Annotated in this window: 9 protein-coding genes and 1 other RNA gene; 7 read left to right on the forward strand and 3 right to left on the reverse strand. The window is 65.8% G+C overall.

Translation table 11 applies throughout. The features are described from left to right. Positions 1-49 precede the first annotated feature (49 nt). Positions 50-1,912 carry a serine/threonine protein kinase gene (locus KY661_RS14585; RefSeq protein ID WP_225410783.1) on the reverse strand — a complete coding sequence of 621 codons (1,863 nt, stop codon included), beginning with the start codon at positions 1,910-1,912 and terminating at the stop codon, positions 50-52. A gap of 111 nt (positions 1,913-2,023) precedes the next feature. Continuing rightward, positions 2,024-3,601 (reverse strand): signal recognition particle-docking protein FtsY, encoded by a 1,578-nt coding sequence (gene ftsY, locus KY661_RS14590; protein WP_225410784.1) that lies wholly within the window; start codon positions 3,599-3,601, stop codon positions 2,024-2,026. Positions 3,602-3,670: 69 nt separating this feature from the next. On the opposite strand from ftsY, the gene KY661_RS14595 reads away from it, so the two are divergent. Further along, positions 3,671-4,222 carry a hypothetical protein gene (locus KY661_RS14595; protein WP_225410785.1) on the forward strand — a complete coding sequence of 184 codons (552 nt, stop codon included), beginning with the start codon at positions 3,671-3,673 and terminating at the stop codon, positions 4,220-4,222. 4 nt (positions 4,223-4,226) lie between these two features. Here KY661_RS14595 and rnpB read toward each other — a convergent pair. Next, an RNA gene (rnpB, locus tag KY661_RS14600) (RNase P RNA component class A) lies at positions 4,227-4,622 on the reverse strand. A gap of 261 nt (positions 4,623-4,883) precedes the next feature. On the opposite strand from rnpB, the gene hsdR reads away from it, so the two are divergent. From hsdR to KY661_RS14630, 6 genes are all read left to right on the forward strand, one after another. Continuing rightward, positions 4,884-8,273 (forward strand): type I restriction-modification system endonuclease, encoded by a 3,390-nt coding sequence (hsdR, locus tag KY661_RS14605; protein WP_225410786.1) that lies wholly within the window; start codon positions 4,884-4,886, stop codon positions 8,271-8,273. Then, on the forward strand, positions 8,270-9,706 hold the full coding sequence (locus KY661_RS14610) for a class I SAM-dependent DNA methyltransferase (protein ID WP_225410787.1): 1,437 nt from the start codon (positions 8,270-8,272) through the stop codon (positions 9,704-9,706). The genes hsdR and KY661_RS14610 overlap by 4 nt, the downstream gene beginning before the upstream one ends. Further along, positions 9,703-11,307 carry a restriction endonuclease subunit S gene (locus tag KY661_RS14615; RefSeq protein WP_225410788.1) on the forward strand — a complete coding sequence of 535 codons (1,605 nt, stop codon included), beginning with the start codon at positions 9,703-9,705 and terminating at the stop codon, positions 11,305-11,307. The genes KY661_RS14610 and KY661_RS14615 overlap by 4 nt, the downstream gene beginning before the upstream one ends. Positions 11,308-11,309: 2 nt before the next feature. Continuing rightward, positions 11,310-12,227, forward strand: coding sequence for a restriction endonuclease (locus KY661_RS14620; protein ID WP_225410789.1), 918 nt, complete (start codon positions 11,310-11,312; stop codon positions 12,225-12,227). 276 nt (positions 12,228-12,503) lie between these two features. Continuing rightward, the gene (locus KY661_RS14625; RefSeq protein ID WP_225410790.1) at positions 12,504-13,865 is read left to right on the forward strand and encodes an AHH domain-containing protein; all 1,362 of its coding nucleotides are present in this window, start codon (positions 12,504-12,506) and stop codon (positions 13,863-13,865) included. A 9-nt stretch (positions 13,866-13,874) separates the two neighbouring features. Continuing rightward, on the forward strand, positions 13,875-14,438 hold the full coding sequence (locus tag KY661_RS14630) for an imm11 family protein (RefSeq protein ID WP_225410791.1): 564 nt from the start codon (positions 13,875-13,877) through the stop codon (positions 14,436-14,438). Positions 14,439-14,495 lie beyond the last annotated feature (57 nt).

Here is a 14,495-nt window from a genome sequence, read left to right on the forward strand (position 1 = left end):
ACCATGTCCCGAGCCGGAGTTCGCACGCTGCGGGCCCGCCCGGACGGCTTCACTTGAATCGGGCCACCGCCTTCACGGTGACGCTGCTGAAAACCTTGACAGTGCCGGCGCTGCCGTTCGGCTCACGAACGAGGCCCCTCACACGTTCTGTCAGGTCCTCCAGCTCGAAGCAGACCGGAAAGGTACGGCCGTCCACCTTGGCCTCCGTGAGGCGGCCAAAGACCCGGTCCCCGAAAATGAGCCGGCCCGACAGCGCCGTCGAGCTGGGCAATTTCCCGAAAGCACCGGCGAGGTACACTGTGATCTGGCCTTCGCTCACGGTGATAACGCGGGCGCTGCCCCGGGTGGGAAACGTCGCGAGGTTACTGTTGTTGGGGATGATTTTCCACGTCGCCATCGTCTCCACCGCTCCCGGCGGGCACTCCTCGGCCGGAGGTGCCGGACGCACTTGGGCACCTGGGCACCCCGTCAGAGCGGAGCAGGTGATGGCTGCGCCCGCCAGCTTCCGGGCGGCTCGGAGCGCGGTGGAGGGCTGCTTGGATTGCTCGTTCACAAGAGTCTTCACGGGAGTCGAGTCCTTGGGAGTCATCGTGCCGGATGCGGTGATCGCAGGAGTGGGCGCCGCCTCGGAGGATGCTGTGGCGGCCCTAGCTTCTGGCGAGTCCCGCGGGCTGGCCAATTTCCCGCTGGGCCCCTCCTGCTCCCATGGCGTGGAGGCGTGCAACCACCACGCGAGCGTCACCACGCTTGCCACAAGCGCCATGGCCATGGCGGCGCCAAGCAGGGGACGGCGAACACGCGCCCAAGTCCAGAGGACCTTCGTGTGCCGCACGGGCACGGTGTTCATGCGCGCGAAGACTTCTTCGGTGGGAGGCGCATCCGTCGAGTCCTTCTTGCTCGGTTCGAAGGCGCGGCGGGCTCGCTCCTCCATCTCGCGTTCGTGGACCTCCTCTTCTGTCATCGGCGCTGGGCCGCTCTCGGGAAGGTCCAGCGGAACCTTCCATTCGCGGGACGCTCTCTCTTTGTTGGCTTCCCAGAGGGCTTGGTAGAGGGTCTCCGCGCTGTCGAAGCGGTCCTCGGGGCGCTTCGACAGGAGCCGCATGGTGATGGCGCTCAGACTCTTCGGGGCCTTCGGATTCACCCGATGCGGCGCGCGGGGCATGCGCAAGGTGATGGCGGCCAACAAGCGTTCGGGTGGCAACTCGGGGTTGAACGGATACCCGTCGGTGAGCGCCTGATACATCAGAACGCCGATGCCATAGAGATCGGCGGACGGGCCTCCCCGGAACCTTGCATCTTCGCCGTTCAGGCGTGCGTGCTCGAAGGCCTCGGGCGGAACCACGGAAAGATTCACGGGAGGAATCCCCTGCGTGAGCGTCCGCGCTCCAGGAAGCGACACGCTTCCAAAGTCCAGGAGGACCGGACTGCCGTTGTCCTTCCGGATGAGGACGTTCTGCGCGTTCAGGTCACGGTGCTGAATGCCCGCCTTGTGCAAGTCCGCCAGCGTCCGCACCAGAGGGAGCATCACGTCCACGAGCTGAGCAGCGCCCGGATGCGTCTCGAATCGCCAATCGGTAAAGCGCAGGCCGTCCACGTACTCCATGACGACAAACAAGAACCCCGATTCCGGATCCGGCCAACGGCCCACGGAGAACACACGGGGGATGTTCGGGTGCGGAGAGCGGCCCATCATCGCCGTGGCCTCGCGCATGCACCATCCGTCCAGGTCCTCTTCGCCCGGCATCTTTTGTCCGGGCAACCGCACCGCCATTTTCAGCGCATAGACCTTGCCCTCGCTCTCGGCCTTGAAGACGCGGCCGAGCCCTCCGGCGCCAAGCACTTCGAGGATCTTCCAGGATCCAACGAAGTCGCCCGGAGCGAGCCGGTCGGGATGCGGGATGTTGGTGCTCATGCGGCGGCGCCCTGCGGGTTGGGACGAAGGAAGGTGACTCTCTGGGTTCCCTCTTAGCAGAGTCCGGAACTGCACGGCTTCTCAGGCCGGAGCCTCCTCCCAGCTTGGCCCTCAGTCGAACAGGGCCTTGACGAAGTCGCGCGGCTCGAAGCGGCGCAGGTCGGCGATCTTCTCGCCGACGCCCACCCACACCACGGGCAGCTTCAGCTCGTCGCAGATGCCGATGATGACGCCGCCCTTGGCGGTGCCATCCAGCTTGGTGAGCGCGATGGCGCTGATGCCCACCGCCTCGTGGAATTGCTTGGCCTGCTGGATGGCGTTCTGGCCGTTGGTGGCGTCGAGCACCAGCAGCACCTCGTGGGGGGCGCCCTCCAGGGCCTTGCCCAGCACGCGCTTGACCTTCTTGAGCTCCTCCATGAGCGGCGCTTGGGTGTGGAGCCGTCCCGCCGTGTCCGCGATGACGACGCTGGCGCCCACCTCCTGGGCCCGCTTCACCGCGTTGAACACCACCGCCCCGGGGTCACCACCGTCCGCGCCCTGGACCAGCTCGGCCCCGGCGCGCTGGGCCCACACATCGAGCTGCTCGGTGGCGGCGGCGCGGAAGGTGTCGCCCGCGGCGAGCACCACCTTCTTGCCCTGGCCGGTGAGCTGGGCGGCCAGCTTGCCGATGGTGGTGGTCTTTCCGGCGCCGTTGACGCCCACCACCATCACCACGTGCGGCGGCCCACCGCCCTCCAGCGAGCGCGGCACGGGCAGATCGACGATGCGGGCCACCTCGTCGCGGATGAGGGCCTTGATGCGCTCGGGGTTGCTCAGCTCGTTGCGCTTGAGCTTCTCGCGCGCCAGTTCCACCAGGTTCGAGGCGGTGCGCACCCCGATGTCCGCGGTGAAGAGGATCTCCTCCAGCTCCGCCAGCACGGACTCGTCCACCTGGCGGTTCTGGCCGAACAGGCCGTTGAGGCGGGCCATGAAGCCCTGGCTCCGGGTCTTGTCCAGGCCCTGCGCGAGCGTGCGGCCCGCCTCGGCCTGAATCTTCGCGCGCTCGGCGGCCTCCACGGCGCGCCGGGCCTCCTCGGCCTCGGCGGCCTCGCGGGCCTTCTGCTCCGCCACGAGCCGCTCGGCCTCTTCGCGCTCGCGCTTGCGGCGCTCCCGGGCTTCCTCCTCGGCGGCCTTCTTGGCGCGGTACTCGGCGCGCTTCTCCTCTTCCTCCCGCTGCTTGAGGGCCTCGGCCTCGGCCTCCAGGCGGGTGCGCTCGGTGGCGTCCCGGGCCTGCCGGGCCGCGCGGGTGGCCTCCTCGCGCTGGCGGGCCAGCGCCTGGACCCGGGCGTGGGCCTCATCGGCCTCGCGGAGCCGGGCCAGCTCCGCCTCGGAGGGGGGCAGCTCCACGCGGAGCTGGGGTGCCTGCTCGGGCAGGGCGGGCTTTTCCGGCACCGGCGTGGGTTTGCTGGGAAGCTCCGGGGCCCGGGCGGGCTTGAAGAGGAGCTTGCGCATCGCCAGCAGCATCAGCAGGACGAAGAGCCCGATGACGCCGTAGCCCACCACCGTACTCACGGGGCTGGCCTCGGGGGCTGGGGGCACTCCGGTCTCGGTGCCGGGGGGCGTGCCCGGCGTCGCGTTCGGCGGCGGGGGCAGGGGAGAGGGGGCAGGCACCTGCGCGGCGAGGACGTCCAGGAGCGGCGGAGTCGTCATAGGGCGCACCGCTTATAACAATCCGCCGGTGGATGCAGCGCCCGAGGACCGGTAAAAACCCCCTTCACCATGCGCGTCCCGCTCCCGTTCCGACTCTCGCCGCTGTTTCTGCTCTGCGCCTGCATCGTCGAGGCGCCCGGGGGCGCCACCGAGAACGAGCGCCGGCAGGCCACGGTGTCCCAGGTGCCCGCGGTGTCCATCAAGAGCGGGGCGAACCTGGGCGGGAAGGTGGAGATTGTGGGCGCCTCGGTGCAGCCCGGCCGGGTGAAGCCCGGCGAGCAGGCCCGCATCACCGTCTTCTTCAAGGTGCTGGCGCCCATTGACGAGGACTACATCGTCTTCGTGCACGTGGAGGACCCGGCGGGCCGCATGGAGCGGATGAACCTGGACCACAAGCCCGCGAGCGGCCTGTACGCCACCACCCAGTGGAAGCCGGGCGAGACGGTGAAGGACGAGTTCTCGCTCTTCCTGCCGCCGGGCCTGTCCTCTCCGCAGGTCAACCTGTGGATGGGCCTGTGGGAGCCCCGGGGGGACAAGCGCATGACGCTCACCAACCCGGAGGCGGTGCGCAACGACGGGCAGAGCCGCATCCTGCTGGCGCAGATTCCCGTGGGTTCGTGAAAAAAGCCGGAGCGGCCCTGTAAGCCGAGTTTTGTCCCCACCCCTTTCGAGGTGGGCGATGAACATTCGTCTAGGGCCCTGGTTGCCCAGGGGCCTCATCAGCGAGCAACCCGAGCGCAGCGGACGGGCCATCCTTGTCCCCCGGACAGCGGGGACGCGCTCCTATTGGCTCTTGCTCCAGGTGGGGTTTACCGTGCCGCCCGGGTCACCCCGGGCGCGGTGCGCTCTTACCGCACCGTTTCACCCTTACCCGCCCCTTGTGGAACGGGCGGTTTATTTTCTGTGGCACTGTCCTGCGAGTCACCTCGACTGGCCGTTAGCCAGCACCCTGCCCTGTGGAGCTCGGACTTTCCTCCCGCCACCCCGTCCTACAGTGGCCAGCGTTCACCCAGGCCGCTCCGGCACCCGCCTCTTACAACAGTGGGGAAGCCAGGGCCACTCCGGCTTCGCTCCAGGCGCTCGTCTGGGACCTCAACGCGCTCGCCTCGGAGAAAGGGTGGCAAGTCGAGCGGAATTCATCAGTAAATTCAGGCTTTACGTTCATTGGGTGTAGGCGGCCGAGCATCGCCTATAGGGGGAGGAGGCGCCGAACCGGCCCGAGTCCCCCGGTTTTGGAACCTTCGAGAGCCTCGGAAACGTTACGCACGAGTAGAGTCGCCGAGTGTCCACTTCCCAACCGCGCTCCGCAAACTTCGAGTTCCTGCGGTCCCACGACCCGCTCTTGGTCGCTCTAGGGGCACAAGCAGAGCGCTACTTCGTGGAAGATCCCACGACCTGCCTGATGAAGCTCCGGCAGTTCGCGGAAGTCCTCGCACAGCGAGCCGCCGCGAGCCTCGGCCTGTTCGCTTCCGCAGACCAGAGCCAGGTGGACCTCATCCGGGCCCTGGACTCGCAGGGGGCGCTGACCGTTGAGGTCCGGCAGGTTCTCCATGACCTTCGCCGAGCCGGAAACGTCGCCGCGCATGAGGCTCGCGGGACGCACAGCCAAGCCCTCCACGGACTGAAGCTCGCCCGTGTGCTGGCGATCTGGTTCCACCGGAGCTTCGGCCCCGAGCGCAACTTCAGCCCCGGACCCTTCATCCCGCCTCCCGATCCGGCGCAGGAAACCAAAGCGCTCGCGCAGGAGCTGGAACGGCTCCGGAGCGAACTTGCGCAGGCCAAGCTCAGTGCCGAGGCAGCCCAAGCCGCTTCCGATGAGGAAGCCCGGCGGCGCCTCACAGCAGAAGAGCGGGCCCGGAAGGACGCCGAAGATCGCGAGGTGTGGCAGGCGCTCGCCGAGGAGGCCGAGGCGAAGCTCAAGGCCCGCCTCGATGCGGTGCAGCTCCAAGCAGAGGCGAAGCCCGCCCAGCAGCTCCACCTCATGGTCCAGCAGGCGCAGGCCGCCGGCGCCGAACTGGACCTGGACGAAACCGACACGCGGCGGCTCATCGACGAGCAGCTTCGCCAGGCGGGGTGGGAGGCTGACTCTCAGGCCCTGACCTTCGGGGCCGGTGCCAGGCCCCAACGAGGTCGCAACCTGGCCATCGCCGAGTGGCCGACCGCGAGCGGCCCGGCGGACTACGTGCTCTTCGCCGGCCTCGATGTCCTGGCCGTGGTCGAGGCCAAGCGTCGCCGCAAGGATGTGGCCGGCGCCATCCAGCAGGCGAAGCGGTACAGCGAGGGCTACCAGCGCCAAGGCGAAGAGGTCCTCCCCGGAGGACCCTGGGGCAGGTACCTGGTGCCATTCCTCTTCGCGACGAACGGCAGGCCGTACCTGCGCCAGCTTGAGCTGAAGAGCGGCATTCACTTCCTCGACGCGCGGCGCCCGGCCAACCACCCCCGGGCCCTCACCGGCTGGTACTCGCCGGTTGGCCTCCGGGAGCTGCTCCAGCAGGACCGGGATGCGTCCGAGACGGCTCTCCGCGCGGAGCCGACCGAGTACCTCGGCCTGCGCGACTACCAAATCAAGGCCATCCAGGCCGTCGAAGCGGCCCTGGAGAAGGGGAGCCGCGACTGCCTGATCGCCATGGCCACGGGCACTGGGAAGACACGCACATTCATTGGGCTCGTCTACCGGCTCGTGAAGACCAGGCGCTTTCGCCGGGTGCTCTTCCTCGTGGACCGGAGCGCCCTCGGGGAACAGGCCATCAACGCCTTCAAGCACGCACGCCTGGAGAGCCTTCAGACCTTCACGGACATCTTCAACGTGAAGGGCCTGGAGGATGTTCGGCCGGACCCCGAGACCAAGCTCCACTTCGCCACGGCCCAGGGAATGGTGAAGCGCATCCTCTACAGCGACGAGGGCGGCGAGCGGCCGACGGTGGACGACTACGACTGCATCGTCGTCGATGAGTGCCATCGCGGCTACACGCTCGACCGGGAGATGAGCGACTCGGAGCTGAGCTTCCGAAGCCAGGACGACTACATCAGCACATACCGCCGGGTCCTTGATCACTTCGATGCCGTGAAGATTGGCCTCACGGCGACGCCAGCGCTGCACACGACCCAGATCTTCGGCGATCCGGTCTACACCTACAGCTACCCGGAGGCGGTCATCGACGGGTGGCTCGTGGACCACGAGCCACCGATCCGCATCAACACGGAGCTGTCCGAGGGAGGCATCCGATGGGCCGTTGGCGAGGCGGTCCCGACCTACAACACCCGGACCCAGCAGCTCGATCTCATCCACATGCAGGACGAGCTGTCCTTCGACGTGGAGTCGTTCAACACACGGGTCGTCACCGAGAACTTCAACCGCGTCGTCTGCGAGGAACTGGCTCGGCAGATTGACCCTGCCGCTGACGGGAAGACCCTCATCTTCTGCGCCACGGACCAGCACGCGGATATCGTGGTCGCAGCGTTGAAGAAGGCTTTGGATGCGCAGTACGGGAGTGTGGACGACGACGCCGTGATGAAGATCACCGGCAGCTCGGACAAGCCGCTCCAGCTCATTCGCCGCTTCAAGAACGAGAAGCAGCCGAGCATCGCCGTCACCGTGGACCTGCTCACCACGGGCATCGACGTTCCGCCCATCGTGAACCTCGTGTTCCTGAGGAGAGTGAAGAGCCGCATCCTCTACGAGCAGATGCTTGGCCGGGGAACTCGCCGCTGCGACGACATCGGCAAGGAGGTCTTCCGCATCTTCGATGCCGTGGACCTCTACGCCGCGCTGGAGCCCTTCACGTCGATGAGGCCGGTGGTCGCGAACCCCTTCTTCACGTTCTCGCAGCTCACGGAGGAACTGTTGAGCCTCAAGGACGCGGAGGCACAGCAGCAGGTCATCGACCAGCTTGTGGTGAAGCTGCGGCGAAAGCGACGGGTCCTGGAGGACAAGTCGGCCGAGCCTTTCGAGGCGGCAGCAGGGATGCCCGTCGGCGGCCTGCTGACCTTCCTCCGGGAAAAGTCCCTGGCGGAGGTCGCGGCTTGGTTCTCGACCCACAAGCAGATCGGCGAGGTCCTCGACACCGCCACGGGCCCGGGTCCGGTCATGTACGTCAGCGGCCACGCGGACAAGCTGAAGTCCGTGGAGCGCGGCTACGGGCCCGGCCGCGTGCGGCCCAAGGACTACCTGGACGAGTTCGGGACCTTCATCCGGCAGAACCAGAACGTGCTGCCGGCGCTGATGGTGGTCTGTCAGCGGCCTCGCGAGCTGACGCGGCAGCAGCTCAAGGAGCTGAAGCTGGCGCTCGACAGGGCCGGCTACAACGAGACTTCGCTCCAGACGGCCTGGCGGGACATGACCAATCAGGACATCGCCGCCTCCATCATCGGCTTCATCCGCCAGCGGGCCCTGGGCGAGGCGCTGGTCCCGTACTCCGAGCGCGTGGATCGCGCCCTCCGAAGGGTCCTGGAGGCGAACGCCTGGACACCACCGCAACGGAAGTGGCTGGAGCGGATCGCCAAGCAGCTCAAGGTCGAGACCGTCATGGACAAGGACGCCCTCAACCGGGGCCAGTTCGAGGCCAGCGGCGGCTTCACGCACATCAACAAGGTCTTCGAGGGTCGGCTGGAGCAGGTACTTGCTGACCTGAGCGACGCCCTCTGGCAACAAGGTGGCAAGGCAACGGGATGAACACGAACGCGAACGATCTCGTACAGAAGCTCTGGAACCTCTGCTCCCTCCTCCGTGAGGACGGGGTGACCTACCACCAGTACGTCGCCGAGCTGGCTTTCGTGCTGTTCTTGAAGATGGCGAAGGAGACCAAGCGTGAGGACCAGCTCCCCAAGGGCTACCGCTGGGACGACCTTGCCAAGCGCGAGGGCATGGAACAGCTCCGGTTCTACCGGGAGCTGCTCCTCCACCTCGGCACCCACGGTAGCAAGCGCGTCCAGGACATCTACGCGAACGCCAGCACGTCGCTCCGGCATCCAAAGAACCTGAACGCGCTCGTCAGGGCTCTCGATGCGCTCGATTGGTACGGGGTGGACCGGGAGAACCTCGGTGATCTCTATGAGGGACTCCTGGAGAGGAACGCTACGGAGGTGAAGTCCGGGGCAGGCCAGTACTTCACGCCCAGGCCCCTGGTGGACGCGATCATCTCCGTGGTGAAGCCTCAGCCCGGTGAGACCGTACAGGACCCTGCCACTGGCACGGGCGGGTTCCTCATCGCCGCCGACAGGTATGTCCGCGCCCAGACCGACAATTACTTCGACCTCACGGAGAAGCAGCAGGAGTTCCAGCGCCGGAAGGCGTTCTACGGCGTGGAGCTGGTTCCAGAGACTCGTCGTCTGGCCCTGATGAACATGGCCCTGCACGACCTGGAGGGGGAGCTGATCCTCGGCGACACGCTCTCGCCTGCCGGGCGCGACTTGCCGAAGGCGGACATCATCATCACGAACCCGCCGTTCGGGACCAAGAAGGGCGGCGGCAAGCCCGAGCGCGACGACTTCACGTTCCCGACCTCGAACAAGCAGCTCGCGTTCCTGGAGCACGTCTACCGGGGCCTGAAGCCCGGTGGTCGCGCGGCCATTGTCGTTCCGGACAACGTGCTCTTCGAGGAGAACGTCGGTCAGGACATTCGTGCCGACCTCATGGACAAGTGTGACCTGCACACGGTCCTGCGGCTGCCAACAGGCATCTTCTACGCGCAGGGGGTGAAGACCAACGTACTGTTCTTCACGCGGGGGCAGATAGACAAGAGCAACACGAAGGCCGTCTGGTTCTACGACATGCGGACCAACGCTCCCGCCTACGGGAAGCGAACGCCGTTCCTGCGCGAGCACTTCGCCGACTTCGAGAAGGCGTTCGGGGACGATGCCTTCGGCAAAAGTAGGCGCAAAGACCAGGGCGCCGAAGGTCGGTTCCGGAAGTTCAACCGCGAGGAGATCAAGGTCCGGGGCGATAACCTGGATGTGCTCTGGCTCAAGGATAAGGGCGATGAGGGTGGTGACGACCTTCCTGAGCCCGAAGTCATCGCCGCCGAGATCCGCGACCAGCTTCAGGTTGCACTTAGCGAGATCGAGGCACTTGCTGGAATTCTGCAGGATGAGGCTGTGACCCCATGAGAGGGACTCGGCGAGCAGTCGCAGACCTCCACCATGCCCATGCTGACCTTCAGACACCGCCAGGCTGGATTCGGTGCGCTGTCGCCGACATCGCCAACCTCCAGCCTGGATATGCGTTCAAGAGCGAGTGGTTCACCAAGGCAGGAATTAAGCTTCTGCGCGGAATCAACATCGAGCCTGGTCGCACTCGTTGGGACGAAACGGTTCATCTCTCTGCGGAGCGCGCTACCGAGTTCTCAGCGTACCAGTTGAAGGCTAGCGACATCGTGATTGCGATGGACCGCCCAGTTATTTCATCGGGGCTCAAGATCGCTCTCATCGTTGAGAAGGACCTTCCAGCGCTCCTTCTTCAGCGCGTCGGTCGCTTTCAGCTCTGCGGAGCGGTCGAGCAGTCCTATTTCTATCGCTTTCTGTCGACCCCTCACTTCTTACGTCATATCGGCGTGCTCGCCACGGGGACTCAGCTTCCCCACATCAGCAAGACTGACATCGAGTCTGCCCCGTTCCTTCTTCCTCCCATTGCCGAACAGCGCCGCATCGTCGCCAAGCTCGAAGCACTCCTGGTCCGCCGCCGCCGCGCGAAGAAAGCCCTGGACGCCATCCCGGCGCTGCTGGAACGATTCCGGCAGTCGGTGCTCTCAGCCGCGTTTCGAGGTGACCTAACGCGAGACTGGCGCGCTGCCAACCCGGACGTGGAGCACGCCTCAAAGCTGTTGGAGCGAATCCGCTTGGAGAGGCGCCACCGCTGGGAAAAGGCCGAGTTGGAGCGGATGCGGGCCAAGGGCAAGGTACTCAAGGACGAGAAGTGGAAGGCTGAGTACCAAGAGCCCGAGTGCAACGATGAGGCGGAAGCCTTTGGTCCTGTCTCTGACCTCGGGTGGGTCGTGGCGCCTGTCGAGGGCCTGTGCGATCCGAATCGAGGCGTGCCCTACGGCATTGTTCAGACGGGCGATGAGACGGTAGATGGAGTGCCGACGGTTCGCTGCGGTGACCTCAAGGACTTCAGCATCGACCTCGCGTTGCTCAAGAGAGTTGCTCCTTCGATTGAGCATCAATACGCACGCACCCGGCTGGTCGGTGGTGAGGTCCTGCTTGCGATTCGTGGCACCGTCGGCGGTGTGGCCGTGACATCCGAAGAGATGCGCGGGATGAACATCAGTCGCGAAGTCGCGATGCTTCCCGTGCTGCCGGGCGTGGACCCCCGGTTCGTCATGTACCTTTTGGCATCGCCAGTCGCGACCGCGCTCCTCGCTGGTCGGACCAAAGGGGTTGCGCAGCAAGGGGTGAACCTCTCTGACTTGAGAAGTTTCCCCGTTCCCCTGCCTTCTCTCGCCGAGCAAGCGCAGATCGTTTGCAGGGTTGATGCGGCCATGTCTCGGGCTCGGGCCATAGCTCGTGCCTGCGAAGAGGCCGTCTCCCGAACGCCATCTTTGGAGGCGGCCGTTCTTGCGAAGGCGTTCCGGGGTGAGCTTGTACCCCAGGACCCCGCAGACGAGCCCGCATCGGCCCTCCTCCATCGGATCCGAGAGGAACGGGACAAGCCTGCTGACAACGAGCCTAGCCCGTCTCCGAAGCGGCGCCGCGAAACCAAGGTCGCCTAACCATGCCCATCCCCGACTTCCAGAGTGTAATGCTACCGGTGCTCCGGCTTGCCCAAGACGGCAAGGACCACACGCTCCGCGAGGCCGTGGAGGCCATCGCCGTGGAGTTCAAGGTCACCGAGGAGGAGCGCAACGAGTTGCTCCCCAGTGGCCGCCAGCGGCGGCTCCATAACCGAGTCGGCTGGGCGAAGACCTACTTGCAGAAGGCCGGCCTTGTGGAGCCAAACGGGCGCGGGCGTTTCCGCATCACCGCCCGTGGACGGGAGGTGCTCCAGGGCAGGCCGAGCCGCATCGACATGAAGTTTCTGGAGCAATTCCCGGAGTACAACGCCTTCGCAGCTCTCCGGCATGATGCCGCTGAAGCGGAGCCCACCGCGCCGGAGCTTCCGTCAGCCACAGAGACTCCAGAGGAGATCCTCGAAGAGAGCTACCAGGAACTGCGGAGGCGCCTCGCGGATGAGCTGCTTGACCGCATCAAGGGTTGTGACCCGAAGTTCTTTGAGAAGCTGGTTGTCGATCTCCTCGTGACCATGGGCTACGGCGGTTCGCGCAAGGACGCCGGGCAGGCCGTCGGGCAGAGCGGCGACGAAGGCATCGACGGCATCATCAAGGAAGACCGCCTTGGGCTCGATGTCGTCTACATCCAGGCGAAGCGGTGGACCAACACGGTCGGCAGGCCCGTGGTTCAGGCGTTTGCCGGCAGCCTTGAGGGACAACGGGCCCGTAAGGGCGTGCTCATCACGACCTCGGACTTCAGCCGGGAGGCCAGGGACTACGTGCGGCATATCGAGAAGAAGATCGTCCTCATCGATGGCGGCGAGCTGGCCAAACTGATGATCGACCATGGGGTTGGGGTCACCGAGGTTGTCACCTACACCGTCAAGAAGCTGGACCTCGACTACTTCGGCGATGAGGAGTGAGCGCCTCCCAGCCCGCTCGGCAAAGATCGCCGCGTTCAAGAAGCTGAGCGCCACGCTTCCTGCCGCGCGGCGGGTTCCGAGGTCCGGGGCATCGCTCTCGTCGTAGGTGGGCCGAAGCAGCAGTCTGTTCCAATGGACACGGCGAGTTTTGAGCCAGCGTCGGGGAGAGCATCACCCGCAGGATGGGCGTGGAGGAGAAAGAGGTGCCACCTGGCGCCTCCTGCTCTTCCCGGTGGCAGCTCTCTAACATGCTCTCTTCACATGAAGGGGCGACACATGATTCCGCGGGCTCTCTGGAGGCTCAACGCACTGATCCTTGCGTTTCTCGTGGCGTGCAGTGGCGTCCCGAGGGTCCCTGTTGTGGAGGACAACGGCAAGGGGAGGGCCATCGTCCATATGCCCCGCACGGCTGACCTCGCTCCCGTCGTGTTGGAGGAAGGGGAGTTTCAGCAGGCCATGAGGCAACTGGCGCGCGAAGTCCGGTTGGCAGGCACGCCGCGCCAGACGGTGGAGCGGATGTTTCAGATCGATCCCCAGAGTGGTCACTACCTCTACCTGCCGAGGGATCGGAAGCTGGTGCCAGTGGAGCCGGGCCAGTTCCTGGAAGGGACGTTGACGAAAGAGGACCTGGAGGTGGCGGAGCGTTACCGAATCTGGTGCCAGCGCGTGTACAGCTCCTACGGGGACTGTCTCGGAGGCGCGCTGGTGGGTGGGCGCTACCTGGACATGCAGGGCCGCTATGTCTGGGCGCTCGCCCTGAGCAAGAGCCCGGTGCTGGACGAGATGAAGAAGGCGCTGGGCGAGATGGTGGAGTTCCGGACGCTCATGAGTGCAGCCCTCTTCACGTTCGGCTCCATGCTGTTGATCCTGGCGCTCAATCCCGTGGCTCCGGCGCTGGTTGCGGTGATGGGCCTCGGGATGATCCTGTACGTGGGTTTCGATACGATCCGTAGCCTCGTAACAGGCTGGCTCGAACTGATGGATGCGGTGAGGGCTGCCACGGCCTTCGAGCAGATCCGCGAGGCGGGCGAGCGCTTCGGGAAAATCATCGGGCGTGAGTCGGCACGCGCGCTCGCCATGCTGCTGGTGGCGGCGATTGGACGAACGGCGCATGAATTCGCGGCAAGGGTGCCGACGCTGCCTGGTTCCGCACAGGTGGCCATGCAGGCCGAGGGGCAGGCCGGCATTCGTCTGCCAGCGCTGGGGGCGGTGGAGGAGATCGCGCTGACGGCCGAGGGCGTGAGCGTCACGATGCCCGCGAACGCGGTGGCGATGGCGGTGCGGGGCAGTGGCGGCAAGGCCCCCTGTGTCGAGAGACACCACATCGCCACCATCTGTAACGACAAGTCCACCGCACGCGGTGGCCAGTGGACGCCGAGATTCCGGGAGATCTTCTCCAAGGCCGGGATGACGCTGGATGACCCGGCGAACAAGATGCCGCTGGAGGGGCACTACGGGCCGCACCCCGAGCGGTATCATCAAATCGTCCTGAAGGAACTCGCCGATGCAACGGCGACCTGTCGCAGCGTCGTCGAGTGCCGGGTGGCATTGACCGGGCAACTGCGGAAACTGGCCAAGCAGATCGCCACCCCAGGTGCAGAACTGAACCGACTCGTCACCCGGCAGCCACCGCGCTAAATGGCGCCCATGATCAAGCGCTTTTTCGAACTGGCCGACGACGTGAATGTGCCGCACCGCTGGCATCTCGCGATGCCCAAGGACCGTCAGGGCCTCAAAGTGGATGACGGGCAGTTCAGGCTTGGGTTCCCCGTCCTCCTCAAGGAGCGCTTGAGAATCCCCATCGAGATCGCGGGCACACCTCTGGACTACACAGAGGCGGGCATCATGATCCCGGTGGTCCATGTCCGGGTCGCGTCCATGTTCTCAGAACTGGCCCCGGATGATGTGCAATTGCTCCCCGTGGACGTGGAGGGCCACCCCGATCAGTACCTCATCCTCGTGGCCACACGCCGCATCCGCTGTATCGACGAACAGGCGTCCCGGATCGAACTCTGGACGCATGAAGACGGAGTGCCCCACAAGGTGGGGCAGTATTCCTCCGTGCGTGACATGCGCATCGACAAGGCGAAGGTGGGAAGCGCCCAAGTGTTCCGGTGTGAGGGGTGGACGGGCTCGCTGATCGTCTCCAGGGAGATCAAGGACGCCTTGGCGGCCATGGGCGCCACAGGCACGAGGTTCGAGGAGGTCTAGTCAAGGCACGAAGGGGCAGCGCGCGCATCGAACGCCCGGCCGCTCGGCTTGAGATGG

This window comes from Allostigmatella hybrida (assembly GCF_020103775.1).
GTDB lineage: Bacteria > Myxococcota > Myxococcia > Myxococcales > Myxococcaceae > Hyalangium > Hyalangium aurantiaca.